22 protein-coding genes and 2 tRNA genes are annotated in these 22,909 nt (G+C 68.9%); 14 read left to right on the top strand and 10 right to left on the bottom strand.

All coding sequences use genetic code 11. The features are described 5' to 3' along the window. Positions 1-64 precede the first annotated feature (64 nt). The 4 genes from G6R31_RS07510 (at position 65) to G6R31_RS07495 (ending at position 4,023) form a co-directional block, all read left to right on the top strand. Positions 65-1,522 carry a DUF4129 domain-containing protein gene (locus G6R31_RS07510; RefSeq protein WP_152423393.1) on the top strand — a complete coding sequence of 486 codons (1,458 nt, stop codon included), beginning with the start codon at positions 65-67 and terminating at the stop codon, positions 1,520-1,522. After that, entirely contained in the window at positions 1,519-2,502 is a 984-nt protein-coding gene (locus G6R31_RS07505) for an AAA family ATPase (RefSeq protein WP_017869015.1), read from the top strand. The genes G6R31_RS07510 and G6R31_RS07505 overlap by 4 nt, the downstream gene beginning before the upstream one ends. After that, positions 2,499-3,635 carry a DUF58 domain-containing protein gene (locus G6R31_RS07500; protein WP_017869014.1) on the top strand — a complete coding sequence of 379 codons (1,137 nt, stop codon included), beginning with the start codon at positions 2,499-2,501 and terminating at the stop codon, positions 3,633-3,635. The genes G6R31_RS07505 and G6R31_RS07500 overlap by 4 nt, the downstream gene beginning before the upstream one ends. Before the next feature lie 124 nt (positions 3,636-3,759). Next, complete coding sequence (locus G6R31_RS07495) at positions 3,760-4,023, top strand: hypothetical protein (RefSeq protein WP_017869013.1); 264 nt, start codon at positions 3,760-3,762, stop codon at positions 4,021-4,023. A 121-nt stretch (positions 4,024-4,144) separates the two neighbouring features. On the opposite strand, the gene G6R31_RS07490 is transcribed toward G6R31_RS07495, so the two are convergent. Then, a tRNA-Leu gene (locus G6R31_RS07490) sits at positions 4,145-4,230 on the bottom strand. A gap of 46 nt (positions 4,231-4,276) precedes the next feature. Then, positions 4,277-4,353: transfer RNA gene (locus G6R31_RS07485), tRNA-His, on the bottom strand. Positions 4,354-4,471: 118 nt separating this feature from the next. Here G6R31_RS07485 and G6R31_RS07480 point away from each other — a divergent pair. Further along, positions 4,472-5,614, top strand: a complete 1,143-nt coding sequence (locus tag G6R31_RS07480; protein WP_017869012.1) for an acyl-CoA dehydrogenase family protein — start codon at positions 4,472-4,474, stop codon at positions 5,612-5,614. Here the strand turns inward: G6R31_RS07480 and G6R31_RS16865 are convergent. Genes G6R31_RS16865 through G6R31_RS07465 form a run of 4 tightly spaced genes read right to left on the bottom strand, consistent with a single transcriptional unit; the run spans position 5,611 to position 7,587 of the window. Next, positions 5,611-6,138, bottom strand: coding sequence for an alpha/beta hydrolase (locus tag G6R31_RS16865; protein ID WP_264148984.1), 528 nt, complete (start codon positions 6,136-6,138; stop codon positions 5,611-5,613). The genes G6R31_RS07480 and G6R31_RS16865 overlap by 4 nt on opposite strands. Next, positions 6,125-6,691 carry a hypothetical protein gene (locus G6R31_RS16860; protein ID WP_225983328.1) on the bottom strand — a complete coding sequence of 189 codons (567 nt, stop codon included), beginning with the start codon at positions 6,689-6,691 and terminating at the stop codon, positions 6,125-6,127. The genes G6R31_RS16865 and G6R31_RS16860 overlap by 14 nt, the downstream gene beginning before the upstream one ends. A gap of 23 nt (positions 6,692-6,714) precedes the next feature. Further along, positions 6,715-6,999 carry a DUF427 domain-containing protein gene (locus tag G6R31_RS07470; RefSeq protein WP_017869010.1) on the bottom strand — a complete coding sequence of 95 codons (285 nt, stop codon included), beginning with the start codon at positions 6,997-6,999 and terminating at the stop codon, positions 6,715-6,717. 36 nt (positions 7,000-7,035) lie between these two features. Then, on the bottom strand, positions 7,036-7,587 hold the full coding sequence (locus G6R31_RS07465; RefSeq protein WP_017869009.1) for a DinB family protein: 552 nt from the start codon (positions 7,585-7,587) through the stop codon (positions 7,036-7,038). Positions 7,588-7,711: 124 nt separating this feature from the next. On the opposite strand from G6R31_RS07465, the gene G6R31_RS07460 reads away from it, so the two are divergent. From G6R31_RS07460 to G6R31_RS07450, 3 genes are all read left to right on the top strand, one after another. Continuing rightward, positions 7,712-10,828, top strand: coding sequence for an alpha-amylase family glycosyl hydrolase (locus tag G6R31_RS07460; RefSeq protein WP_017869008.1), 3,117 nt, complete (start codon positions 7,712-7,714; stop codon positions 10,826-10,828). Positions 10,829-10,936: 108 nt separating this feature from the next. Then, the gene (locus tag G6R31_RS07455) at positions 10,937-11,575 is read left to right on the top strand and encodes a DUF47 domain-containing protein (protein WP_025566712.1); all 639 of its coding nucleotides are present in this window, start codon (positions 10,937-10,939) and stop codon (positions 11,573-11,575) included. A gap of 19 nt (positions 11,576-11,594) precedes the next feature. Beyond that, positions 11,595-12,596, top strand: a complete 1,002-nt coding sequence (locus G6R31_RS07450) for an inorganic phosphate transporter (protein WP_017869006.1) — start codon at positions 11,595-11,597, stop codon at positions 12,594-12,596. A 72-nt stretch (positions 12,597-12,668) separates the two neighbouring features. Here G6R31_RS07450 and G6R31_RS07445 read toward each other — a convergent pair whose 3' ends face one another. Then, positions 12,669-13,886 (bottom strand): ABC transporter permease, encoded by a 1,218-nt coding sequence (locus tag G6R31_RS07445; RefSeq protein WP_017869005.1) that lies wholly within the window; start codon positions 13,884-13,886, stop codon positions 12,669-12,671. A gap of 16 nt (positions 13,887-13,902) precedes the next feature. Then, entirely contained in the window at positions 13,903-14,637 is a 735-nt protein-coding gene (locus tag G6R31_RS07440) for an ABC transporter ATP-binding protein (RefSeq protein ID WP_017869004.1), read from the bottom strand. Positions 14,638-14,705: 68 nt separating this feature from the next. Here G6R31_RS07440 and G6R31_RS07435 point away from each other — a divergent pair, with 68 nt between their 5' ends. After that, positions 14,706-15,500 (top strand): endonuclease III domain-containing protein, encoded by a 795-nt coding sequence (locus G6R31_RS07435; protein WP_025566714.1) that lies wholly within the window; start codon positions 14,706-14,708, stop codon positions 15,498-15,500. A 171-nt stretch (positions 15,501-15,671) separates the two neighbouring features. On the opposite strand, the gene G6R31_RS07430 is transcribed toward G6R31_RS07435, so the two are convergent. Continuing rightward, on the bottom strand, positions 15,672-15,935 hold the full coding sequence (locus G6R31_RS07430; protein WP_017869002.1) for an acylphosphatase: 264 nt from the start codon (positions 15,933-15,935) through the stop codon (positions 15,672-15,674). 73 nt (positions 15,936-16,008) lie between these two features. On the opposite strand from G6R31_RS07430, the gene G6R31_RS07425 reads away from it, so the two are divergent. Further along, positions 16,009-16,980, top strand: a complete 972-nt coding sequence (locus tag G6R31_RS07425; RefSeq protein ID WP_017869001.1) for a phosphotriesterase family protein — start codon at positions 16,009-16,011, stop codon at positions 16,978-16,980. A gap of 69 nt (positions 16,981-17,049) precedes the next feature. Here the strand turns inward: G6R31_RS07425 and G6R31_RS07420 are convergent, their stop codons facing one another. Next, positions 17,050-17,649 (bottom strand): hypothetical protein, encoded by a 600-nt coding sequence (locus tag G6R31_RS07420; protein ID WP_017869000.1) that lies wholly within the window; start codon positions 17,647-17,649, stop codon positions 17,050-17,052. 122 nt (positions 17,650-17,771) lie between these two features. On the opposite strand from G6R31_RS07420, the gene G6R31_RS07415 reads away from it, so the two are divergent. The 4 genes from G6R31_RS07415 to G6R31_RS07400 all read left to right on the top strand — a co-directional run bounded on the left by G6R31_RS07415 (position 17,772) and on the right by G6R31_RS07400 (position 22,748). Next, positions 17,772-18,773 carry a polyprenyl synthetase family protein gene (locus tag G6R31_RS07415; RefSeq protein ID WP_017868999.1) on the top strand — a complete coding sequence of 334 codons (1,002 nt, stop codon included), beginning with the start codon at positions 17,772-17,774 and terminating at the stop codon, positions 18,771-18,773. Between the two features lie 68 nt (positions 18,774-18,841). Further along, positions 18,842-20,764, top strand: a complete 1,923-nt coding sequence (locus tag G6R31_RS07410; RefSeq protein ID WP_017868998.1) for an alpha-amylase family protein — start codon at positions 18,842-18,844, stop codon at positions 20,762-20,764. 180 nt (positions 20,765-20,944) lie between these two features. After that, positions 20,945-21,748 carry a heat shock protein transcriptional repressor HspR, fused homodimer type gene (gene hspR, locus G6R31_RS07405; protein ID WP_017868997.1) on the top strand — a complete coding sequence of 268 codons (804 nt, stop codon included), beginning with the start codon at positions 20,945-20,947 and terminating at the stop codon, positions 21,746-21,748. 58 nt (positions 21,749-21,806) lie between these two features. Beyond that, positions 21,807-22,748 (top strand): metallophosphoesterase, encoded by a 942-nt coding sequence (locus G6R31_RS07400; RefSeq protein ID WP_164993974.1) that lies wholly within the window; start codon positions 21,807-21,809, stop codon positions 22,746-22,748. Positions 22,749-22,909 lie beyond the last annotated feature (161 nt).

Raw genomic sequence — 22,909 nt, 5'->3', positions numbered from 1 at the left:
CTGCGCTGCCGACGTAGAGTAGGGCGTCAATGAAACTGTTCCGCACAGAGATGATGGGGTGACGGTGTCCGGTCATGCCCCGTCCGGTCATGCCCCCGAAGACGCGCCGACCCCCCTGCACTGGCGGCAGGGTCTGCTCGCGCTGCTGCCGCTGGCCTACGCCGGAGTCATGCCGCTGTGGGCCTGCGTCCTGCTGGGCGGGGCGACCCTGCTCACGCTGCGCTCGGACCGCTGGGCCGCCATTCGGGTGCCGCTGTACCTGCTGATCGTGGGGCTGGCGGCGTTGCCGGAGCTGCTGGGAATGACGGCGGGCAGTGCGGGCGCCGCCTACGCTCTGGCCCTGCGCTACCTGCTGTGGCTGGGGCTGATTGTGGTCCTCCATGTGGGCACCGCCGCCGTGCAGGAGGGCCACCGCTGGGGCGCGGTCCTCGTCGCGCTGGGCGGACTGATCGCACCTCAGCCGGGGGTCCTGCTGGCCCTGCTGGGGGGCCTCGCCGGGCGACCCGGCCCCGACGACCGCTCGGCCCTCCGCCCAACCCGCCCGGCCTCGCGGGTCTGGCTGCCGGTGGCGGGGGGCGCACTGCTGGCGCTGGCGCTGAGTTTCGCGCTGCCGGCGCCGCGCCCCCCCTTTGCCCTGCCACCGACGAACACGGCGCCGCGCGTGGCCCCGGACGCTCCTGTCCGCCCACCTGCTGTCCGCCCACCGGCGCCACTGCCCACCTCCCAGGCACCGGGCGGCGGCGGGCCGGTGGGACTGCCCCGCTTCACGTTCGACGCGCAGCGCAGTGCGTTCGCGCTCAACCTGCTCGCCGTGAGCTGGCTGGGGATGGTCGTGCTGACGGCCACGCTGCTGCTGCGCTCCCGGCAGCGCGGTGGGCGGCTGCGGGACATTCCGCAGGGGGCCGCTGTGCTCGCGGCGCTGCTGCTGACCACGGCGCTCACCCTGCTGGCGGCCCTGGCGATCAGGACGCCGCTGGAGACGGGAGCGAGCGAATCGCCCCCCCTCGGGAGCCTGGGAGAAACGGCGCAGCGAATGCTCAAAGAACTGACGTCCGGCAACCGCCGCACGCAGGACGTCACCGCGCTGGTCGATGTCGTCGCCTGGACCGCCTTTGTGCTCAACGTGCTGGCGGCGCTGGCGGTCTGGCAACTGCTCGGGCGCCGTCGGGCCGCACAGGCCGCGCGCGAACAGTCCCGCCACGGCCCGCAGGCGGCCCCCGCCGCCGTTCCCGCGCCCGCCCTGCACCGTATTCGCCTCGCCTACCGCCAGGCCGAGGACGCCCTGCACGCTGCCGGGCAGCCCCGCACCCCCGCCGAGACCCCCGCCGGGTACGCGGCGCGGCTGGGCACGGACTTTCCCGACCTTCAGGCCCCCCTTCAGACCCTGACCCGGGCGTACGAGCCGGTGCGCTACGGCGGGCACGTGTCCGACGAGGACGCCGACAGCGCCGAAGCCGCCGCCGCCCGCATCACCGAGCTGGCCCCCGCACTCTCTGTCCCCGAACCGAAAGGAACCCCATGACACACTCTCAGCCCCAACCGTTTGCTCAGGACATCATCGCCAACGTCGCCCGCGTGCTGGTCGGCAAGGAAGACGTGACCCGGCTGGCCCTCGCCGCCGTGCTCGCCGGGGGACACGTGCTGCTCGAGGACGCGCCCGGCACCGGCAAGACCATGCTGGCCCGCGCCCTGGCGGTCAGTCTGGGGCTGGACTTCGCCCGCGTGCAGTTCACCCCCGACCTGCTGCCGGGCGACGTGACCGGGGTCAGCGTGTTCCGGCCCGCCAGCGGCGACTTCGAGTTCGTGCCGGGGCCGATTTTTACCGGCATTCTGCTGGCCGACGAAATCAACCGCGCCACCCCCAGAACCCAGTCGGCGCTGCTCGAAGCGATGGGTGAAGGGCAGGTCAGCGAATCGGGCGTGACGTGGCGTCTGCCGCAGCCCTTCGTCGTCATCGCCACGCAAAACCCGGTGGAGCACGAGGGCACCTACCGCCTGCCCGAAGCGCAGCTCGACCGCTTTCTGCTGCGGCTCTCGGTGGGGTATCCGTCGCTGGAGGAGGAAGTCGAGATGCTGGCCCGATTGCAGGAGCGTCACCCCTTGCAGGACTTGCGGGCGGTGGCCGCGCCCGCCGACCTGCTCGCCGCGCAGGGGCAGGTGCGGCAGGTGACGGTCAGCCCCGACTTGCGCCGCTATATCGCGTCTCTGGCCGCCCGCACCCGGGGGCACCCGCAGGTCACGCTCGGCGGTGGTCCCCGCGCCAGCCTCGCGCTGCAGGGGGTGGCGCAGGCCCTCGCCTGGACGCAGGGCCGCCGCTTCGTCACGCCGGACGACGTGCAGCGGGCCGCGCCGGGCGTGCTCGCCCACCGTCTCTCGCTGGGCATCGAAGCCCGGATGCAGGGCCTGGGGGCCGAGGACGTGGTGCGCGAGGTTCTGGCCGCCGAGCCGGTGCCGGTGGAGGGACAGGCAGGAGGCGGCCCGGGCGAGGTGCGCGGCGCATGACCCCGCTGCTGGCCGCCCTGGTCTGGGCACTGGCCCTCGCGCTGCTGACCGCGCTGCTGTGGTGGCTGTACCGCCAGCCGCCCGAGGTCACGCTGACCCGCGAGCTGCCCCGCGCCGGGTTCAGCGGGCGTGAGGTGCCGCTGACCGTGCGGCTGACGCTCCGCAGCCGTCTGCCGGTGCGCTACGTCCTGGACGACCCCGCCCCCGGCTCAGTGGTGCCCCGCGCCGCCGTGCAGTTTGCGGGCGAGGTGCTGGGAACCGTGCACCGTGAGCACTGGACCCGGCTGACCCTCAACCGCCGGGGCGAGTTCGACTGGCCGGGCACCACCCTGCGCTGGGCCGACCCGCTGGGGCTGTTCTGGCGCTCATGCACGCTTCACGAGCCGACCCGCCTCGCCGTGTTTCCTGGCACGCACGGGCTGGTGCTGCCCGACCTGCTGCGGCCCCTGCTGTCCGAGGGCAGCCTGTCGCGCACGCTGGGCCTGGAAGATCCGCTCAGCCTGCGTGGGGCGCGGGAATATGTGCGCGGCGATTCGCCGGGGCGCATCCACTGGCGGCTCTCGGCGCGGCAGGCACAGAAGCCGAGCGGTGGGCTGATGGTCCGCGAACTCGAACGCACGGCGGCGAGCAGCCTGACCGTGTACCTCGACACGTCCGGCGGCAACGACGTGTACCTGGAAAGCGCGGTGCGTCTGGCAAGCAGCCTGATCAGCGAAGGGCTGGCCCTGGGGCTTCCCGTCTCGGTGGCGACGGCGGGCGACCAGACCCCGGCGGGGCGCGGCGAGGCAGCGGCGCAGGCGGCCCTGCTCGCGCTGGCGCGGGTACAGCTCGACCCGGCGCCGCCCCGGATTCCGGCGCCCCGCAGTGGCAGCAACCTCATCATCCTGACCGCGCGGGGCGGGCCACCGCTGACCGAACAGGCGCTGCGAGCACGGGCCACGGCCAGCCGCGTGACCCTTCTCGCGCTGCCCGAGGGCTTTTACCTCGAACCCGGCGAGAAACCGCGCCGACAGTGGGCGGGCTTGCCCGACAGCGTGCGCGAGCTGGAGCGGCAGGCAGGCGTGCTCGCCGGGGCCGGCATCCTGGTGTTCGTGCTGCGCGGCAACCATAGCGTGTTGCGGCTGGGGGCCTGAATGCCGAAAGGTTCAACTGTCCAACCGGTAGAACCCCGCCAGTGCAACCGAAGCAGCGCAACTGCCGCCGTGACATAAAGGACAGCTCAGCCCCGGCCAGCGCCCGACTTGCTAGCGTAGACGCATGAACGACAACGGAAACAAGCCGGTCAAGACCGAAGACGAAATCAGCAACGTGGACCTGCAGTTCATGGGCACCCACGACGAGAAGCGCGAACTGAACGCTGCCGTCAAGGCCGAGAGCAAGGCCGCCGCGATGGCCGACAAGGAAGGCGTGGACAAGATCGACGTGATGAGCGCCCAGAGCATGGACGCCTCCGACCCGCCCAGCACCAACATGGGCGACGCCGAGCGCGACGACAGCGACAACAAGGACAGCGTGGGCTGAAGCCACACCATTGTTCCAGGGCAGACCGGCGCGGAGCTGGCCTGCCTTTTTTCATGCCCTGCCCGGAGAGGCAAACAGAAAAAGGGCCGCCCAGCGGACGACCCGGTTTCTGTGCTGTGCTTGGTGCGAGAGAAGGGACTTGAACCCTCACATCCTACGGATACTAGATCCTAAGTCTAGTGCGTCTACCAGTTCCGCCACCCTCGCCTGCGCCTGAACGGAAAAACCCCGCCGTTTTGGGGGCGGGGCGGTGTGGGGTGGAATATGGGACTTGAACCCACGGCCTCCGCTTCCACAGAGCGGCGCTCTAACCGACTGAGCTAATTCCACCGTACCCACTGGGGGGTGCCCGTTCAGGCTCAAGCAGTGTAGGGGAGGGCGGGGAATGTGTCAATGTCCAGCTCGGTGACCTGACCTCTGACCCCAGAGGGCGTACCCTGCACGCATCATGAATTTCAATTTGCCCGACGACCTGCGGGAGATGCAGGCGACCATCCGCGATTTCATGCTGACCCGCGTGGAGGACCGCGCCCACGAAATCGAGGACACCAACCGCGTGCCGCCCGAACTGGTCCGGGCCGCCGCCGACCTCGGGCTGTTCGGGCTGAGCATTCCCGAGGAATACGGCGGCGTGGGCCTGAGTACCCTGGGCCGCTGCGCCGTGTACGAGGGCCTGGGGCAGGGGCACATGGGCTTCGGCGGCATGATTTCCGCCCACGCCAGCATCGGCACCAGCGGGCTGGTCAAACTCGGCAACGAGGAGCAGAAGCAGCGCTTTCTCCCGCGTATGGCGGCGGGCGAGTGCATCGCGGGCTTTGCCATCACCGAGCCGAGCAGCGGCAGCGACGCGGCCAACATCCGCACCCGGGCCGTGAAAAAGGGGGACACCTGGGTGCTGAACGGCACCAAGCACTACATCTCCAACGCGCCGATTGCCGGACTGCTCACCGTCATCGCGGTCACCGACCCGTCGCAGGGGCCGCGCGGCATGAGCGCCTTTCTGGTCGAGCCGCACAGCACCCCCGGCGTGAGCATCGGCAAGATCGACGAAAAGATGGGCCAGAAGGGGGCGCTGTCTGCCGAAGTGATTTTCGAGGACGCCGAGGTGCCCGCCGCCAACCTGCTGGGGCCGGAAAACCGGGGCTACCGCGAGGCGCTGGGCATCCTGACCAACGGGCGCGTGGGCATCGCCGCCCGCTCCACCGGGGCCATGCAGCGCCTGCTGGACCTGAGCGTGGCGCACGCCCAGACCCGCGAGCAGTTCGGCAAACCGATTGCCGAGTTTCAGGCGGTGCAGTTCATGCTGGCCGAAATGGACATCGCCATTCAGACCAGCCGGGTGCTGTGGCAGAAAGTCGCCTGGATGGTGGACGAGGGCCAGGACGTAAAGCGCATGGCGAGCGTCGCCAAGTACCACGCCACCGAGATGCTTTCGCAGGTGGCCGACAAGGCCGTGCAGGTCGCGGGCGGCATGGGCTACGTCAAGGACGCCCCCTTCGAGCGCTTTTACCGCGACCAGCGCCTGCTGAGAATCTACGAGGGCACCAGCGAGATTCAGAAGCTGATCATCGCGCGGGACCTGATCGCCTAAGCGCTGCCTGAGCCCTTTACCCACCACCGCAGAAACGCCGGAAGCCGCGCCCGCCACGCGGCTTCGTCGTGCCAGTGGCCCTGGCCGATGGTGACCTGAACTTCGCGCACCAGGGGCGAGAGGTCGGCGGCGAGCGCGTGGGTAAGCTTCACGATTTCGGCGGCGCCCTTCAGGTCGGGTCCCTCGTGGTCGCCCATGTCGAGCCAGACGCGCGCCTGCGGGTCGCTCCGCCCGGACATCCAGCGGCGCAGGGCGAAGTCGGCGGGCCAGATCGCCGGACTCAGCACGCCCCAGGTGCCGTACTCGCCGGGGTCCCGCAGGCCGGCATAGAGCGTGATCAGCCCTCCGAAAGACGAGCCGGCCAGTGCCGTGCGCGCCGGAGCCACCGGGCCGAAACGCCGGGTGAGTTCGGGCTTCAGCGTCTCCCTGATCCAGTCGAGATACTCGTCGGCGACCGGGTCAAAGTTGTTCAGCTCAAACGCAAAAGGCACGTAGCGGCGGCTGCGCTCCTCATTTACCGGCAGCGCGGCGACGCGGACCGGGTGGCCTTCGCGCGCCAGAGTGAGGGCGGCGCCTGCCGCGTCCCAGCTCGCCCCGGCAAAGCTGGGGGCCTCGTTTCTGCCCGTCGTGCAGGATCAGCAGGGGAAGGTTCCCGGTCGCGCCTTCCGGCCACCACAGCCGCACCGGTTGCTCGCCCCAGGGAGCGGGCAGGATGAACTCTTCGCGTGGAGGAGCAGACGGAGAAGGTCGGCCTTGTCCGGCACGCCTGTCTTGCCAGCCAGCCAGAGGAAGGCTGACGGTCATGTCTTCCCGGATCACCGCCTGGTGCGCCGGGGCTCGCCCGCCCCACGGATCTCCTTCCTCAAGGATCTTCCCGGAGGGCGTCCGCACCCGCACCTTGACACTCAGCAGCTCTCCTTCGGGCAATTCGGCCTCCAGCACGGCCCCCGCAGCGGTGCGACCGAAGCTCCAGCCTGCGGGATCGCTCGACCAGTCGCGGTGCTCCCCCGTCAGGAAAAGTTCACCGGGCGGGGTATCGGAGGGCAGCGCCGGAATCTCGAAGCGGACCTGGGGCATGGCCCGACGCTACCGCACGGCGCTCAGTCGGCTTCGACCTTCACGCCCTTCCAGAAGGCCACCCGCCCGCGAATCTGGGCGGCGGCGTCCTTGGGCTCGGGATAGAACCAGGCGGCGTCGGGGTTCTGCTGCCCGCCGACTTCGAGGGTGTAATAGCTCGCGGTGCCTTTCCAGGGGCAGACGCTGTGCGTGTCGCTGGGGCGCAGCACGTCCTGGCGCACGCTCTCCAGCGGGAAATAATGGTTGCCCTCGACGACCACCGTGTCGCTGCTCTGGGCGATGACTGTTCCGTTCCAGACGGCTTTCATGCTCCTGAGCGTACCCGGTATCTCGGCTTCCGACCGTCAGCCGGCTTGCAGGCCACCGTCTCCCAGGGCGAGGCGGGCGTGCGCGAGGTGGTGGCGCAGGTGCCAGTCGTGCTTGTGCGCGAGCTGCCAGAGGTCCTGGCGACCCTCGGCGGGGTGGACGACCTCACGGGCGAAGCGCTCGGGGGCCAGGCCGCGCAGCAGCGAGGTCCAGCGGCGGTTGACGGCGCCCAGCAGCTCCAGGGCGTCGGAAACCGGCAGCTCGGCGTCGGGGAGGCGCAGCCACTCGGCCTGGGCGAAAGGCTGAATCTGAAACCCGTCCTCGGTCAGGCCGTGGCGCAGGCGGTTGAGGCCGTGCAGGTGCGCGTCGGCGGTGTGGTGGGCGAGCTGCTGCACGGTCCAGGCGCCGGGCCGGTAAGTGCGGGCGAGGTCGGCGGGGGCGCAGGAGCGGAGGAGCGCGCGCCACTCCTCGACCGCCCCAGTCATCGCGCCGGCGAAGGCCGCGAGTGTCTCCGGGCGGCGCTCCTGCGCGGGCAGCGGCGTGAGGGGGCCGATGGGGAAACGCCGGTCTTCACCCGAAGGGGCGGTCATGGACCGAGTCTAGACAGCCAGCCGCTGACACGGCAGGGGAAGAGGGCGCATACTAAGGCCCTTGCATCACAATTCTTCAGCGGCAGGTGCCAAGCCGGCATCTTCCGAAAGGAGCGCCTCCCGGATGAAACGCTTCCAAACCGCCCGTCTCGGCCTGCTCACTCTGCTGACCGTCAGCCTCGCCGCGTGCGGGATGACCCCGACGCCCGGCACCGGCAACACCCTGGACCGCGACTGGCGCGACGACGTGATCTATTTCGCCATGACGGACCGCTTCGCCAACGGCAACCCGGCCAACGACAACGGCCCTGACCGCAACGCGGGCGACCGCGCCGACCGGACCAACCCGCTCGCCTGGCACGGCGGCGACTTCGCGGGCCTCAAGGCCAAGATCGAGGAAGGCTACTTCAAGCGCATGGGCTTCACCGCCATCTGGGTGAGCCCGGTCGTGTTGCAGGTGCCGGCCATCGCGGGGCCGACGAGTGGGCCGAACACGGGCAAGATTTTTGCCGGCTACCACGGCTACTGGGCCGAGGATTTCTTCAAGGTGGACCCCCACTTCGGCACGCTCGCCGAGTACAAGGCGCTCATCCAGACGGCGCACCGCAACGACATCAAGATCATTCAGGACATCGTGGTCAACCACGCGGGGTACGGGGCGACACTGACCCAGACGAAGCCCGACTGGTTTCACACCGACAACCCGGACGGTGACCCGAGGACGAACGACGGCGATTGTCAGAAGACCGACAACCAGACGACCGACTGCCCGCTCGCCGGCCTGCCCGACTTCAAGCAGGAACTTCCCGAGGTAACGACCTACCTCAACGACTTCGTCAAGTATTGGCGCGACGAAACCGGCATCGACGGCCTGCGCATCGACACGATGAAGCATGTGCCCGACGCCTACTGGCGGCAGTTCTTCGCGGCGGGTGGGGCAGGCGACCCGCGCAAGGTCTGGTCGGTGGGCGAGGTGTTCGACGGCAACCCGGCCTACCTCGCGCGCTTCATGGATGAACTCGGGTCGCCGAGCGTGTTCGACTTCGCGCTGTACCTCCGGATGAAAGACCACCTCACGGGCGCTGGGGGCAATCTGGATGAGATTGCGAACGTGTTCGCGCAGGACGGCGCCTACAGCGACCCCACGCGCCTGACGACTTTCGTCGACAACCACGATGTCAAGCGCTTCGTGAACGAGGTCACCGGACGCGGCGGCACCGGGGCGCAGGCGGCGGAGCGGCTCGACGCGGCCCTGTCGCTGATGTACTTCTCGCGCGGCACCCCCAGCGTGTACCAGGGCACCGAGATTGCCCAGCGCGGGGAAGGCGACCCCTACGATTACGCGGCGGAGGACAGCAACCGCCAGGACATGGACTTTGCGGCGCTTGCGGGCAGCTCGCTCGACGAGCGGCTGGGCCAGCTCGCCGAAGCGCGCAAGAAATACCGTGCCCTCACGCGCGGCGCGCAGCAGGAGTTGTGGCGCCCGAACGGCGGCGCGCCGATCCTCGCCTACCGCCGGGTGGTCAGCGGCGTGAGCGGCGCGGCGGGGCAGCCGGTGGTGTTCGTCGTCAACGGCGGCGACTCGGCGGTGGACCTCTCCACCCTGAGCGGCGGCGGGATTGGGCTGCTGGGCACCTTCAGCGGCGGCGCGCTGACCGAGATCACGGGCCGGGCCTCCAACCTGAGCCTTCAGGACGGCAAGCTCGTGGGGACCATTCCGGCGCGCAGCGTGCTGGCCGTGACAGGCGCAGCCGGCAGCGGCGGGGCGGGCACGGTCAACGCCAACCTGCCGGAAGTGACGGGCCTCGCCGCGCGGGCGGGGGACGGCGCCGCCGAGCTGACCTGGACACCGAGCACGGCGGCGGGCGTGACGGGTTACCGCATCTACGCCAAGACGGGCAGCGGCGCCGAGCGGCTGCTGAACTTCGCGCCGATTCCCGCCGCGCAGGGCACGTACCTCGTGCGCGGCCTGCCCAACGATCAGGCGACGACCTTCCGGGTGGTGACGGTGGACGCCTCGGGCGCCGAGAGTCGCGGTGCGAGCGTCACGGCGACCCCGAGCGCCGGCAACACCGTCAAGGTCACCTTCACCGTGGACGCCCGCAGCCAGGGCAATGGCCCCATCGAGCTGCGGCGCTTCGATACCGGCGCGCAGGTCGAGTATCCGATGACGCAGGTGTCGCGCGGCATCTGGAAGACCGATATCGACCTGCCGCTTTTCCGTGAAATCAAGTTCAAGTTCGGCAATGACGACCCGAGCGCCAAGAACAGCGGCTACGAGGGACCGGGGCAGCCGGACCGCTCCTACGTGGTGGGCACGGCGGGCAACAGCTACTCGGGCACCTACGACTTCATCACTGTGCCGGTGCCGACCGGCGTCGTCGAGGGCAAGGTCACGGGTGGCGGCCAGGCCCTCGACGACGCGCTCGTCGAGGCGGCCACGGCGGACCCCAACCTCAACTACGCGCTGACCTTCGGCGACGGCACATATACCCTCTTCGCCCCGACCGGCGCCCAGACGCTCAAGGCGAGCGCCGAGGGCTACGCGGCGGGCACCCTCAGCGTCACCGCGCCGCAGACCGGAGCGAACTTCAACCTGACCGCCTCCGGCGTTCCCGACGGCCCGGTGGTCGGCAAGTACAAGATCAACGGCGACCTGAGCGACTGGGCGGCGCCCAAGGTGAAGGTGGACAGCCCGGCGGCGGGAGTGTTCGATGAGAACAACAACTGGCTGACCCTCCAGGCCGACAGCGACGCGCAGTACCTCTACCTCGCCTACACCTACCGGGTGGACGGCAACAGCGCGATCCTCTACCTCGATGACCAGGCGGGCGGCGCGGCGCAGGCCGATAATTTTGACGCCTGGAAGCGCGCGGCGACCTTTACCGGGAGCATGGGCGGCGTGGACGCCTTTATCGCCCGCTACGGCAACGAGGCGCCGCAACTGCTGCTGGTCAGCGGCGACACGACGACGCTGGTGGACGCGGGCAAGTACACGGTGGGCGTGACCGGCACGCTTCCGAATCAGACGGTCGAGCTGGCGGTTCCCTGGTCGGCGCTGGGGCTGAGCGCGGCGCCGGCAGCGGGCGTGAACCTTGTCGGCGGCATCTTCGGCGGGGAGGGCTACGGCGCGGGCGACATCATCCCCGACTCGGGCAGCACGCCGGGCGGCGCGAACACCATCGGCTCGCCCGAGGACCAGCGCCGGGCGACCTTCAGCGCCCCGGTCAACGTGAGGTAGCGCTAGGCTGAGCTTCAGACGGGAGCGGGAGGTCGGGCCTCCCGCTTCTCTGGGCCGCGGCGGGCTGACACAGCCCTGACAAAGCGGCCCACAATCAGGAGGATTGTCATGGTCTTGTCAAAATTCATGCCCCACAACCCCAAGTTCGCCGCCAAGTTCGCCGAGGCGGCCCGCAACGCCCACGCGACGGCGCAGGCCCTCGTGGACCTGCTCGAAAACTACACCGACGTGGAGCGCAAGGTGCAGCGCGTGCTGGACCTCGAACACGAGGGTGACCGCATCACTGCTGAAGTGACCAACCTGCTGGCCGAGTCGTTCATCGTGCCGTTTGACCGCGAGGACATTCTGGCGCTCAATGCCGAACTCGACGACCTGGTGGACGATATGGAAGAAGCCGCCAGCAAGCTCAGCCTCTACGGTATCGGGCGCCCGCTGCCGCAGATGGCGCAACTGGCCCGCGTGGTGGAGCAGCAGTGCGCCCTGCTCGCGCAGGGAATGCCGCTGATCGAGGACGGCAGGATGGTCGACGAACTGCGCCAGCTCTCGGGGCAGATTCGCGCCCTGGAAGACGAGGGTGACCGCATCAGCGACGAGGTGGCCCGGCACCTGTACGACGGCGTAACCGAAGTGCCGCAGATGATTCTGGCGATGCGCTCCGGCGAGATTCTCAACCTGATCGAGGACGCCTCCGACCAGGCGCAGCGCGTCGCCCGCACCGTCGAGAGCATCCTGCTCAAGAACGCGTAAGGGACGGGGCCTGCGACTTATGGAAACTGCGCTGCTCGTCCTGATCGTCATCATTACCCTCGCCCTGATTTTCGATTTCATCAACGGCTTTCACGACACGGCCAACGCGATTGCCACCTCGGTCGCCACCAAGGTGCTGACCCCCGCACAGGCCATCGCCATGGCCGCCATTCTGAACGTGGTCGGCGCCCTGACCGGCACCGCCGTCGCCAAGACGGTCAGCAAGGACATCATCGCGCCTGAGTTCGCCACCCTGGGGCTGGTGGGGGCCGCGCTGGTCAGCGCGATCATCTGGAACCTCTTTACGTGGTGGAAGGGCCTGCCGAGCAGCTCCAGTCACGCCCTGATCTTCAGCATGGTCGGCGCGGGCGTGGCGGCGGGCGGCTGGGGCGCGGTGGTGCCCAAGGGCGTCGTCAAGACCTTGCAGGGCCTCGTCTACAGCCCGGTTCTGGGCTTTATCGTGCCGATTCTCCTGATGGCGGTCATCTCCTGGCTGTTTCTGCGCTGGATGAAGCCCCGCGCCGTCACCCGCAATTTCCGCGTCCTGCAAATCCTGAGCGCGGCTTTCATGGCCTACTCGCACGGACGCAACGACGCCCAGAAGACCATGGGCATCATCACCTTCGCGCTGGGGGCGTACTACGGCAGCGTGTACGAGACGGTGCCTACCTGGGTGATTCTGTCCGCCGCTGCCGCGATGGGCCTGGGCACGGCGATGGGCGGCTGGCGCATCATCAAGACGATGGGGTTCAAGGTGGTGGACCTCAAGCCCGTGGACGGCTTTGTCGCCGAGACGAGCGCGGCCCTCATCATCGACGGCGCGTCCACGCTGGGCATTCCCGTCAGCACCACCCACACCATTTCCAGCTCCATCATGGGCGTGGGCACCACCAAGGGCTTCAAGAAAGTGAAGTGGCAGGTGGCGGGCAAAATCGTGCAGGCGTGGATTTTCACCATCCCGACGTGCATCGCGCTGGGCTGGCTGGTCCATCAGGCGATTTTGCTGATGGGCGGGAACTGAGCGCCCACCCGCAGGAATGGAAGGAGAAAGGCCCCGACGCATCTGCCGGGGCCTTTCTCGTTTCGTCTCGCCTCAATTTCTGAAAATGACTTCTTCGCGTCCAAACGATTTCCAGGCCAACCAGCCGAGCACGGCGGCGCCGAGCAGGTTGGCGAGGACGGCGGCGAGCGTGTGCTGGGGCGTGATTTGGCCCTTCACCACGTCCAGGATGGCGACCATGCTGCCAAAGAGCGGCGTGGCATACAGCCAGTCCCCCGCCTTGAGAAAGTCGGAAAACTGCAACATGACCGCCGGAATGACGATGAGGAGCGAAAGCGGCGAGACGTAGGTCTGCGCTTCCTTGTACGAGCGGGCGTAGATGCTCAGGGCAATCAGGACCGCCGAAATCAGCAGCGCCACGCTCAGCACGATGACCGCCATCGCTGCCAGCGAGCCGAGGGTCAGGGTGAATTGCCCGCCCATCATCTGCATGGCCTGGGCGTCCACGACCGCCCGCTTCGTCAGCGCCGCCGCGACCAGCCCGGTGCCCAGGAACCCCAGCAGGCTGAACACCCCGGTGACCAGCGCCGTCAGCGTGGTCGCCAGCAGCTTGCCCGCCACCACCTCGCCCCGGCGCACGGGGGAGACGAGCAGGCTTTCCAGGGTGCCGCGTTCCTTTTCACCCGCCGTGGAGTCCAGCGCCGTGGCCATCGCCCCGCTGAGCAGAAAATTCAGCATCAGCATCGGCACCAGGAAGGCGAGCACGCCCGCGCTTTTTTCCTGCGGCGGGCTGGCGTCCACCGACTTGACCTGCACCGGGGTCAGCACGCTTTCGCTCAGGCCCAGCGCGGTCAGTCGCTTGCCGGTCAGCGAGCGGTTGTAGCTCTCCACGGCACTCCTGACCTTGGCGTAGGCCCCGGTCTGGCTCTTGAGGTTGCCGAGCTTGGCGTACAGTTCCAGCGTGCCCTGGGCATTGCCCGCCTGGGTCGGCAGCGGGCGCGGCACCCGGATGACCGCTTCCACCTCGCCGCTGCGGACGGCCTGAATGGGGTCCTGTACAGGTTGCAGCCGCACCCCGGAGCCGCCGCCCTCGCTGCGGGTGAGCGTGCGGTGCAGTTCGGGGGGCAGGGTGCCGATGACGCCCACCTTCTGCGTTTCCCTCACCTGCCCGCCCATCAAGCTGCCCATCAGCAGCGGCATGCCGAGGGTCAGCAGCGGCAAGACCAGCAGCGGCAGCAGGATGGTGCTCGTCAGCGTGCGGCGGTCGCGCAGGGTGGACAGCAGGTCGCGCCAGGCGATATTCCAGACCATCCGGGGACGCAGGGCTTCAGACCGCATGGGCCTCACCTCCCCGCAGCAGGGCGAAAAAGGCCCGTTCGAGGGTGCGCTCCCCGGTCCGCTCCAGAATCGCCGGAATGGGGTCGAGGGCGACCAGCTCTCCCCGGTGCAAAATCGCCACCCGGTCACAGACTTCCTCGGCCTCGCTCATGACGTGGGTGGAATACAGCGTGAGCCGCCCCGGGGCGCGGGTCTGCGCCACGAAATCGAGCAGCGTGCGCCGCGCGAAGATGTCCAGCCCGCTCGCCGCCTCGTCCAGCACCAGCACGGCGGGGTCGTGGATGACGGCGCGGGCGATGACCACCTTCTGCTTCATGCCGGTGCTGTATTCCCCGGCCCGCGTGTCCAGCGTGCGCCCCAGTTCCAGCCGGTCGTCCAGTTCGGCAATCCGCGCCTCGGTCTGCTCGCGGCCCATGCCGTAGAGCGAGGCGAAGGAGCGCAGCACCTCGCGCCCGGTCAGGCGGGCGGGCAAGCCCATGCCGCCGTTGACCACGCCGATTTGCCGCCGCACCGCTTCGGCGTCCCGCCGGGTGTCGAGGCCGCCCACCGTCACGGTGCCGGACGTGGGGGTCAGCAGCGTCGCCAGAATGCGCAGCAGCGTGGTCTTGCCCGCGCCGTTGGGACCGAGCAGCCCGAAGACTTCGCCGTCACGGGCCGAAAAAGAAACGTCCCGCAGCGCCGTGAACTCGCCGTAGGACTTGGAAAGATGCCGAATGTCGAGCATAAAACGACCTTTTGCAAATTGAGAGAGGAGACAGGGAAGAAGGCTGACACTCCCTGTTACGCTGCCCCGTGCCTGTGCGTTCCCCCCGTCCCCCCTCGGCCCGTGCGCCGTTTCTCGCCGAGCAGAACCCGCCGCCCGCATGGTTTGGTGCCTACCTGTCCCGGCTGCGCGAAACCTACGCGCCCGAGTTGCCGCCGCCGCGCCCGTTTCCCGACCCGCTCGGCGGACTGATTCGCACGATTCTGTCGCAGCAGAACACCCGCCGGGTCGCGCAGCGGCAGTGGGAGGTGCTGACCGCGACCTACCCGCAGTGGGAAGCGGCGCTGCTCGACGGCCCGGACGGCATCGAGGCCACGCTGAAGTCGGCGGGCGGGGGGCTGTCGCGCATGAAGGCCGACTACATCTACGGCATCCTCGCGCATCTGGAGGAGCAGCACGGCGCCCTTAGCCTGCGCTTTCTGCGCGAGTTTCCGCACACGCCGCAGGGCCACGAGCAGGCGCGGGCGGCCCTCGCCGCGCTGCCGGGGGTGGGCCACAAGACCGTGGCGTTGGTGCTGCTGTTCGATTTGCGCCGCCCCGCCATGCCGGTGGACGGCAACATGGAGCGGGCGGCCAAGCGGCTGGAACTGGTGCCCGCCGCGTGGAACAGCCACAAGGTCGAGCGCTGGTACGCCGAAGTCGTGCCCGGCGACTGGGAAACACGTTTTGCCCTGCACATTTCCGGCGTGCGCCACGGGCGCGACACCTGCCGCAGCAAGCACCCGCTGTGTCCCGCGTGCCCCCTGCGCGAGTTTTGCCCCAGCGCGGCGATTTTCGAACTGGGCGCGGTGGGGGAGGCCGGGCCGCCCGAACTGGCCGGGTAGCGCCGGGCCTGTGGCTTATACGGATTCCGCGATATGGATGCACAGGCGGCGCTTTCCCGACTGTGCAGGAATTAAGCGGAATCCGTATTTTTTCCTACTCGCATCCGCTCTGCTGCGCAGCTTTGCAAGTCGGATTGAATCTGGTAGTTTCAGATTCAATCGGAATCCGTATCAGTAGATGTGGAACTCCCGCAGCCCCGTGCTCTCGCTGTACTGCGTGTCCACGCCCTCCACGCGGGCGTGGGGCGGACCGCGCCGCAGCCAGTGAAGCAGGCGGGTCAGTGCGGCCTCGTCGCCCTCGGCCACCACTTCCACCTTGCCGTCGCTGAGGTTTTCGGCGTAGCCGCAAAGCCCCAGGTCGCGGGCATACCGCTGAATGAAAAGTCGGTAGCCGACCCCCTGAACGGTTCCGGAAACGAGAGCAGTCAGACGCATGGGGGCCAGCTTAGCGGCGTGGCCCAGGCGTTAGGATGGCGCCATCTACAAAGCAGGCCACAGGAGGCGCAACATGACGGCACAGACGGTGACGGGTCCGGTCGCGGCGGAGCAGCTTGGGATGACGCTGCCCCACGAGCACGTGGTGTTTGGGTATCCCGGGTACGCGGGCGACGTGACACTCGGGGGGTTCGATCATGCGGCGGCGCTCGCGTCCTGCACCCAGACCGCGCGGGCGCTGCTGGCGCGGGGCATCCGGACAGTGGTGGACGCCACCCCCAACGATTGCGGGCGCAATCCGGCTTTTTTGCGCGAGGTCAGCGAGGCGACCGGCCTCCAGATTCTGTGCGCGACCGGCTTTTACTACGAGGGCGAGGGCGCCACGACCTACTTCAAGTTTCGTGCCTCGCTCGGGGACGCCGAAAGCGAGATTGAGGAGCTGATGCACCGGGAAGTCACCGAGGGCATCGCAGGAACGGGTATTCGCGCCGGAGTCATCAAGCTGGCGAGCAGCCGTGACGCCATTACCCCCTACGAGCAGATGTTTTTCCGGGCGGCGGCCCGGGTGCAGCGCGACACCGGCGTGCCCATCATCACCCACACCCAGGAAGGGCAGCAGGGGCCACAGCAGGCCGAGTTGCTGACCTCACTGGGGGCCGATCCGCAGCGCGTCATGATCGGGCATATGGACGGCAACACCGACCCCGCCTACCACCGCGAAACGCTGCGGCATGGTGTGAGCATCGCCTTTGACCGCATCGGCCTTCAGGGAATGGTGGGCACCCCCACCGACGCCGAGCGGCTGGAGGTGCTGACCACCCTGCTGGGAGAGGGCCACGCGGACCGCTTGCTGCTCTCGCACGACAGCATCTGGCACTGGCTGGGGCGCCCGCTGGTGATGCCCGGCGCGGTGTTGCCCGCCGTCAAGGACTGGCACCCGCTGCATGTGTCCGATGACATCCTGCCCGAGCTGAGGCGCCGGGGCGTGACCGAGCAGCAGATTCGGCAGATGACGGTGGACAACCCGGCCCGACTGTTCGGGTAGGCCGCACAAAAAGAGGAGCGGCACCGGGAAGGGGCATTTCCCTCCGGTGCCGCTGTGCAAGCGAGACGCTCAGTGCCCGTTTTGCCCGTCGCGCTCGCTCTGGAGTTTGCCGCCGCCCTGCACGTCTTCGAGGCGCACGGCGCCGCTGCGGCGCATGATGCTCAGGGCTTCGTCGGCCCGTGAGCCGTCGGGGTCGCGGGCGATGACCAGGGTCTGCCCGTTTTTGATGCCCTGACCGAAGCGCTCGGCCTGCGCGGCAGGCACACCCATGCGGCGCAGCAACTTGACGTGGTCGCCGTGGTCACTGCCCGCGAGGGCGCCGAACAGCAACCCCATGCCCGCCGTGCCAATGGTGACGAGCAGCATCGCCATCAGGGCGCCGTTGCTGTAGATGCGGGTTTCGGGAATCGCCAGCAGCAGGCCCCACACCGGCAGCATGACGAGAATGCCGATCACGGTGCCGTAGAGGGTGCCCTTGATGACGGTGCCCGAGCCGCCCGGCGCCCCGGCTTCGGGGCTGACGCCGGTGGCCTGCGCGATATCGTTTTCGGCCACCACGTCGGCGAGGGCGAAACCGAGACGCTCACGCTCGAAGCCTCGTGCCTGAAGGGCGCTCAAGGCCTGCCGGGCCTGGGCGGGATCGGGAAAAAGGGCGACGACGCTTTCCATGCCCTGTTTTTTAGCATGTCGTGAGGGCCGGATGCGAGGGACACGGCGGCAGCGGGAGACAGCGTGGGCGAAGGTGCCATTTGCCCTGCCCAAGCTGTCCCGCCGCTCCTATACTTGCCCGCATGATTGGCGTGTTTGCCCCGCGTATTCCCAGCCCGCTGACCGGGCTGGCGGTGCCCGACGCCGCCTTCGAGGCCCGCATGCGCGAGGTGCTGCGCTCGGACGTGGAATTCATCGCCCTGATCGGGGAAGACCTCGTCACGGCGGGTGGCAAACGGGTGCGTCCCCTGGTGACGCTGCTCGCGGCGCAGGCGCTGGGGGGCCGTCCCGATTCGCCGCGCTGGGACGGGGTGCTGCGCCTGAGCGTGTGCGTGGAACTGCTGCACTCGGCCAGCCTGCTGCACGACGACCTGATCGACGATTCCGACCGGCGCCGGGGTCAGGAAACGGCCTTCCGACGCTTCGGCAACGTGGTCAGCGTCATGAGCGGCGACTTCATGCTGGCGCGGCTGCTGGGCGAACTCTCGACCGTGCCCGGCAGCCCGGCGCTGACCCGCGCCTTCGGGCAGGCGGCGAGCGTGATTTGCGAGGGCGAGGTGCTGCAGTTTCAGGTCGCGTCCTACGCCGACTATTCCTTCGAGAACTACTTTCAGGTCATTCACGGCAAGACGGCGGCGCTGCTCGAACTCGCGGCGCAGGCCCCAGCGCTGCTGCTCGGCGCTCCGGAAGCCGAGCGGGAAGCGCTGCTGACCTTCGGGCGCGAGTACGGCATGGCCTTTCAGATGCAGGACGACCTGCTCGACCTGCTCGGAGAAGAAGCCCAGATCGGCAAGCCCGTGGGCGGCGACCTGCGCGAAGGCAAGGCCACCTATCCGGTGCTGCTGCTGCTGGAAGGCGAGTCGGGCGCCGAGGTCCGCGAGATTCTGGAACGCCGCGCCGCGCAGCCCGGCGACGTGGAACGGGTGGTGGCCCTCGCACGGCAGGAAGGCGCCGACGAGCGCACCCACGAAGAAATTCGCCGCCGCGTCGGGGAGGCGGTTGCGGCGCTCGGCGTGCTGCCGCCCTCGCCCGCGCGGGAGGCGCTCGCGGCACTGGCGGGCAGGGAAATCGAGCGGACGCGCTGAGGGCGGCGCGGCCCGGTTGGGGCCAGGATGGAAGCCTTTCCAGGGCGGCGGGCGTATTCTGGCCTTCCATGCTCACGCCCGACCTCACCGCCCGCCTGCGCCCCGCTTTCGACGACGACCGCGAGGCCGACACCTTTTTGCTGCGGCTGGAGCGCTACGGCCCCGAACTGGCCGACAATCTGCGGGCGGTGTACGGCGAGCGGGCCGACGCACTTCTGGCCGAACTGCTCGAAGTGATGCTGCACGCCTACCACGCCCGCCCCGCTGACCTGCGGCGGCTGGACGAGGCCCGGCTGCTGCGCCCCGACTGGCTGCAAGCGCCCGACATGGTGGGCTACGTCGCCTACGCCGACCGCTTTGCCGGAACCCTGAGGGGGGTCGGTGAACAGGTCGGTTATCTGCAAGACCTGGGGGTCAAGTACCTGCACCTGATGCCGCTGCTGCGCCCCCGCGACGGCGAAAACGACGGCGGGTACGCGGTGCAGGACTACCGGGCCGTGCGTGGGGACCTGGGCAGCATCGACGACCTCTCGGCGCTGGCCCGTGAGTTGCGCGGCAAGGGCATCAGCCTGGTGCTGGATCTGGTGCTCAACCATGTGGCCGAGGAACATGAGTGGGCGGCCCGCGCCAGGGCCGGGGAAGCCGCCTACCGCGACTACTTCCACGTCTACCCGGACCGTACCCAGCCCGACGCCTTCGAACAGACATTGCCAGAGGTCTTTCCGGACTTCGCGCCGGGCAACTTCACCTGGGACGAGGCTTTGCAGGGCTGGGTCTGGACGACCTTCAACCGCTACCAGTGGGACGTGAACTGGAGCAACCCCGCCGTGTTCCGTGAGTACCTCGACCTGATTCTGTACCTCGCCAACCGGGGAGTGGAGGTCTTCCGGCTCGACGCCATCGCTTTTTTGTGGAAGCGGCTGGGCACCGATTGCCAGAACCAGCCCGAAGTCCACCGGCTCACCCACGCGCTGCGGGCGGCGACCCGCGTGGTGGCCCCGGCGGTGGCGTTCAAGGCCGAGGCGATTGTGGCGCCGGGCGACCTGATTCATTACCTCGGCTCGCGCGACCACCACGGGCGGGTGTCGGACATGGCCTACCACAACTCGCTGATGGTGCAGATGTGGAGTGCGCTCGCCTCGCGGGACGTGCGGTTGCTGTCGGCGGCGCTCACGGCTTTTCCGCCCAAACCGACCAACACGACCTGGGGCAGCTACGTGCGCTGTCACGACGACATCGGCTGGGCCGTTTCCGACGAGGACGCGGCGAGGGTGGGCCTGAGCGGACCCGAGCACCGCCGCTTTCTGTCGGATTTCTACAGCGGCGACTTTGCGGGCAGTTTTGCGCGGGGCCTGGTCTTTCAGCACAACCCGCAGACGGGCGACCGCCGCATTTCGGGCACCGCCGCCAGCCTCGCCGGACTGGAACAGGCACTCGAAAGTGACGACCCGGCGCGGGTAGACGACGCCCTGGGCCGCCTGCTGCTCCTCCACACGCTGATGCTGGGCTTCGGCGGGGTGCCGCTGCTCTACATGGGCGACGAGTTGGCGCTGCTTAACGACTACGCTTTTGCCGACACCCCCGAACACGCCGCCGACAACCGCTGGGTTCACCGCCCGCGCATGGACTGGGCGCTGGCAAAGGCGATTCAGGCCGACCCCACACTGCCCGCTGCCCGCATGAACGCGGGGCTGCGCCATCTGCTCGCCGTGCGCCGCCGCACCCCGCACCTGCACGCCAGCATCGAGAGCCGCCCGCTGCCCAGTCCCGACCCCTGCGTGCTGCTGCTGCGGCGCGAGCACCCGCTGGGGGTCATGGTGCAGGTCTACAACTTCAGCGAGCACCGCATCCAGTTTCCGGCCCACGTCCTGCGCGAGCAGCTCGGGGACGGGGCGCGTGACCTGCTCTCGGCCAACCACTTTCATCTCACCCGCCCGACGCTCACGCTTTCGCCGTTCCGGGCGCTGTGGCTGGTGGGGGCCGAGGCTTAGAGACGTTGATGATGGATGATGGTTCCGCTTCGCTGATGGATGATGGAATGATGATGGAATAAGGAGGCTTGCGACAGCTCCCCGCCCCAGGCCATCTGCCCTCCGCTATCCGCCCTCAGCGGCGCAGCCCCTGCCATCGGCGGCGCAGCAACCTTGCTTGCGGTATACTCAACTCCGCTTATGGGTTCGGACGCCAAACATCGCCCTGTCTACGTCATCTCGGTGGCGGCGGAACTGGTGGACATGCATCCCCAGACGCTGCGGCTGTACGAACGCAAGGGCCTGATTCGTCCGGGGCGCTCCAGCGGCAAGACCCGGCTGTATTCCGAGCGCGACATTGAGCACCTGCGCGAAATCCGGCGCCTGGCCCAGGAACTCGGTGTCAACCTCGCGGGCGTGGAGGAAGTCATGCGCCTGCAACACCAGCTCGACGACCTGCAACAGGAGTTCGAGGCCGAAATCGAGCGCATCGAGGACGAACTGCGTGAGCAGGCGCGGCCCCAGGCTCTGCCCGCCCCCGGCGCGGCGCCCGACCCGCGTGACCGGCCCGTCTACGTGATTTCCATCGCCGCCGAGCTGGTGGACATGCACCCCCAGACGCTGCGGCTGTATGAACGCAAGGGCCTGATTCGTCCGGGGAGAAGCAGCGGCAAGACCCGGCTGTACTCCGAGCGCGACATCGAGCACCTGCGCGAAATCCGGCGACTGACCCAGGAACTCGGCGTCAACCTCGCGGGCGTCGAGGAAATCATGCGTCTGCGCCACGAACTCGACGCTTCCCGCGCCCACCTGGAGGGCAACGTGCGCCGCTTGCAGGACGACCTCAGCGAGCGCATGACGAAGTGGCGGACCCTGCCTGCCCCCACTGGAGAGCAGGCGCCCGACCTGAACCCCGATACCGGTGCGGACAGCGGCGGCGCCAGCGAGGAGGCCGACGACCTGCTGGCCGGGGCAGCGGACAGTTGGCCGGACCGGACACGTTGACCGCGCCCCAGGGGGCAGCCCAGCCGCTATCCTGCGGCGACATGCTGCCGAGGCCCTCTTGAGTCTGGACCCCCTGCGCCCTGAACCGGCTTCCGCGTCCGCTTGCCCGCTGTGGGTGGTGGGCGACATTCACGGTGCCCATGACAAGCTGCGGGCGCTGCTGCTGCGGGCCGGGCTGACCGACGCCCTGGGCCGCTGGACCGGGGGCGCGGCGCGGCTGGTCTTTCTGGGGGACTATTTCGACCGGGGACCCGACGGACTGGGCGTGCTGCGGCTGGTGCGGTCGCTGGAGGCCCAGGCACGGGCGGCGGGCGGCGAGGTCACGGCGCTGCTGGGCAACCACGAGGTGATGTTTCTGGCGGCGGCGCTGTTTCGCGAGCACGACCCGCGTGACCGGCTGGGCTTTTTCGAGTACTGGCGGGTCAACGGTGGGCAGCTGAGCGACCTCGAACGCCTCGCCCCCGACGACCTGGCCTGGTTGCGTGCCCGGCCCCTGCTGGCCCACGCGCAGGGCTGGCTGCTGCTGCACGCCGACTCACCGTTTTACCTGGGGCTGGGCGACACGGTGCCGGAGGTCAACGCCCGCGCCGCCGAACTGCTGCTCAGCTCCGAAGCGGCCTCGTGGTCGGCGTTCGCCAACGCCTTCGTGGACCGGCTGAAGTTCGCCGGACCGGACGGAGCGGCGCAGGCCCGGCGGGTGCTGGAGCGCTTCGGCGGCGAGCGGCTGGTCCACGGGCACACCCCCACCCCGCTGCTGCTTCAGGGCAGCGGCCACGACCTGCCCGACGGCCCCACCGTGCCGGTGCTCTACGCCGAGGGTCTGTGTCTGGCGCTGGACAGCGGCATGGCCTACTTTCCCGAGGCGGGCTTCGTGGCCCGGCTGGGCGAACTGGCCCCGCAGGGGCGTCCCGAGCGGCTGCTGACCGAACTGGTCACGTTGCCCCCCGAATTCGTCGAGCTGCCCCTGACCGGGCCGGAAGCGGTGCGCGGAGAAGCGTGACAGAGGCGGGGGGGAGAGGCCGTGGGGAGAGGTCATACGGATTCCGATTGAATCTGGTCGTTTCAGATTCAATCCGACTTGCAAAGCTGCGCAGCAGAGCGGATGCGAGTAGGAAAAAATACGGATTCTGCGATATGGATGCACAGGCGGCGCCTTCCCAA

This window comes from Deinococcus wulumuqiensis R12 (assembly GCF_011067105.1).
In the GTDB taxonomy this organism is placed as follows: domain Bacteria; phylum Deinococcota; class Deinococci; order Deinococcales; family Deinococcaceae; genus Deinococcus; species Deinococcus wulumuqiensis.
The sequence above is the reverse complement of the archived record's forward strand: the minus strand, read 5'-3'. Positions and strand labels throughout refer to the sequence as shown.

Bases quoted from the DNA above. Each gene is read 5' to 3' on its own strand.
- G6R31_RS07480 (WP_017869012.1), top strand. From the start codon at position 4,472: ATGAATTTCAATTTGCCCGACGACCTGCGGGAGATGCAGGCGACCATC.
- G6R31_RS07425 (WP_017869001.1), top strand. From the start codon at position 16,009: ATGACGGCACAGACGGTGACGGGTCCGGTCGCGGCGGAGCAGCTTGGG.
- G6R31_RS07445 (WP_017869005.1), bottom strand. From the start codon at position 13,886: ATGGTCTGGAATATCGCCTGGCGCGACCTGCTGTCCACCCTGCGCGAC.
- G6R31_RS07455 (WP_025566712.1), top strand. From the start codon at position 10,937: ATGGTCTTGTCAAAATTCATGCCCCACAACCCCAAGTTCGCCGCCAAG.
- G6R31_RS07500 (WP_017869014.1), top strand. From the start codon at position 2,499: ATGACCCCGCTGCTGGCCGCCCTGGTCTGGGCACTGGCCCTCGCGCTG.
- G6R31_RS07420 (WP_017869000.1), bottom strand. From the start codon at position 17,649: ATGGAAAGCGTCGTCGCCCTTTTTCCCGATCCCGCCCAGGCCCGGCAG.
- G6R31_RS07495 (WP_017869013.1), top strand. From the start codon at position 3,760: ATGAACGACAACGGAAACAAGCCGGTCAAGACCGAAGACGAAATCAGC.
- G6R31_RS07450 (WP_017869006.1), top strand. From the start codon at position 11,595: ATGGAAACTGCGCTGCTCGTCCTGATCGTCATCATTACCCTCGCCCTG.
- G6R31_RS07415 (WP_017868999.1), top strand. From the start codon at position 17,772: ATGATTGGCGTGTTTGCCCCGCGTATTCCCAGCCCGCTGACCGGGCTG.
- G6R31_RS07430 (WP_017869002.1), bottom strand. From the start codon at position 15,935: ATGCGTCTGACTGCTCTCGTTTCCGGAACCGTTCAGGGGGTCGGCTAC.
- G6R31_RS07440 (WP_017869004.1), bottom strand. From the start codon at position 14,637: ATGCTCGACATTCGGCATCTTTCCAAGTCCTACGGCGAGTTCACGGCG.
- G6R31_RS07410 (WP_017868998.1), top strand. From the start codon at position 18,842: ATGCTCACGCCCGACCTCACCGCCCGCCTGCGCCCCGCTTTCGACGAC.
- G6R31_RS07460 (WP_017869008.1), top strand. From the start codon at position 7,712: ATGAAACGCTTCCAAACCGCCCGTCTCGGCCTGCTCACTCTGCTGACC.
- G6R31_RS16860 (WP_225983328.1), bottom strand. From the start codon at position 6,691: ATGCCCCAGGTCCGCTTCGAGATTCCGGCGCTGCCCTCCGATACCCCG.
- G6R31_RS07465 (WP_017869009.1), bottom strand. From the start codon at position 7,587: ATGACCGCCCCTTCGGGTGAAGACCGGCGTTTCCCCATCGGCCCCCTC.
- G6R31_RS07470 (WP_017869010.1), bottom strand. From the start codon at position 6,999: ATGAAAGCCGTCTGGAACGGAACAGTCATCGCCCAGAGCAGCGACACG.
- hspR (WP_017868997.1), top strand. From the start codon at position 20,945: ATGGGTTCGGACGCCAAACATCGCCCTGTCTACGTCATCTCGGTGGCG.
- G6R31_RS07505 (WP_017869015.1), top strand. From the start codon at position 1,519: ATGACACACTCTCAGCCCCAACCGTTTGCTCAGGACATCATCGCCAAC.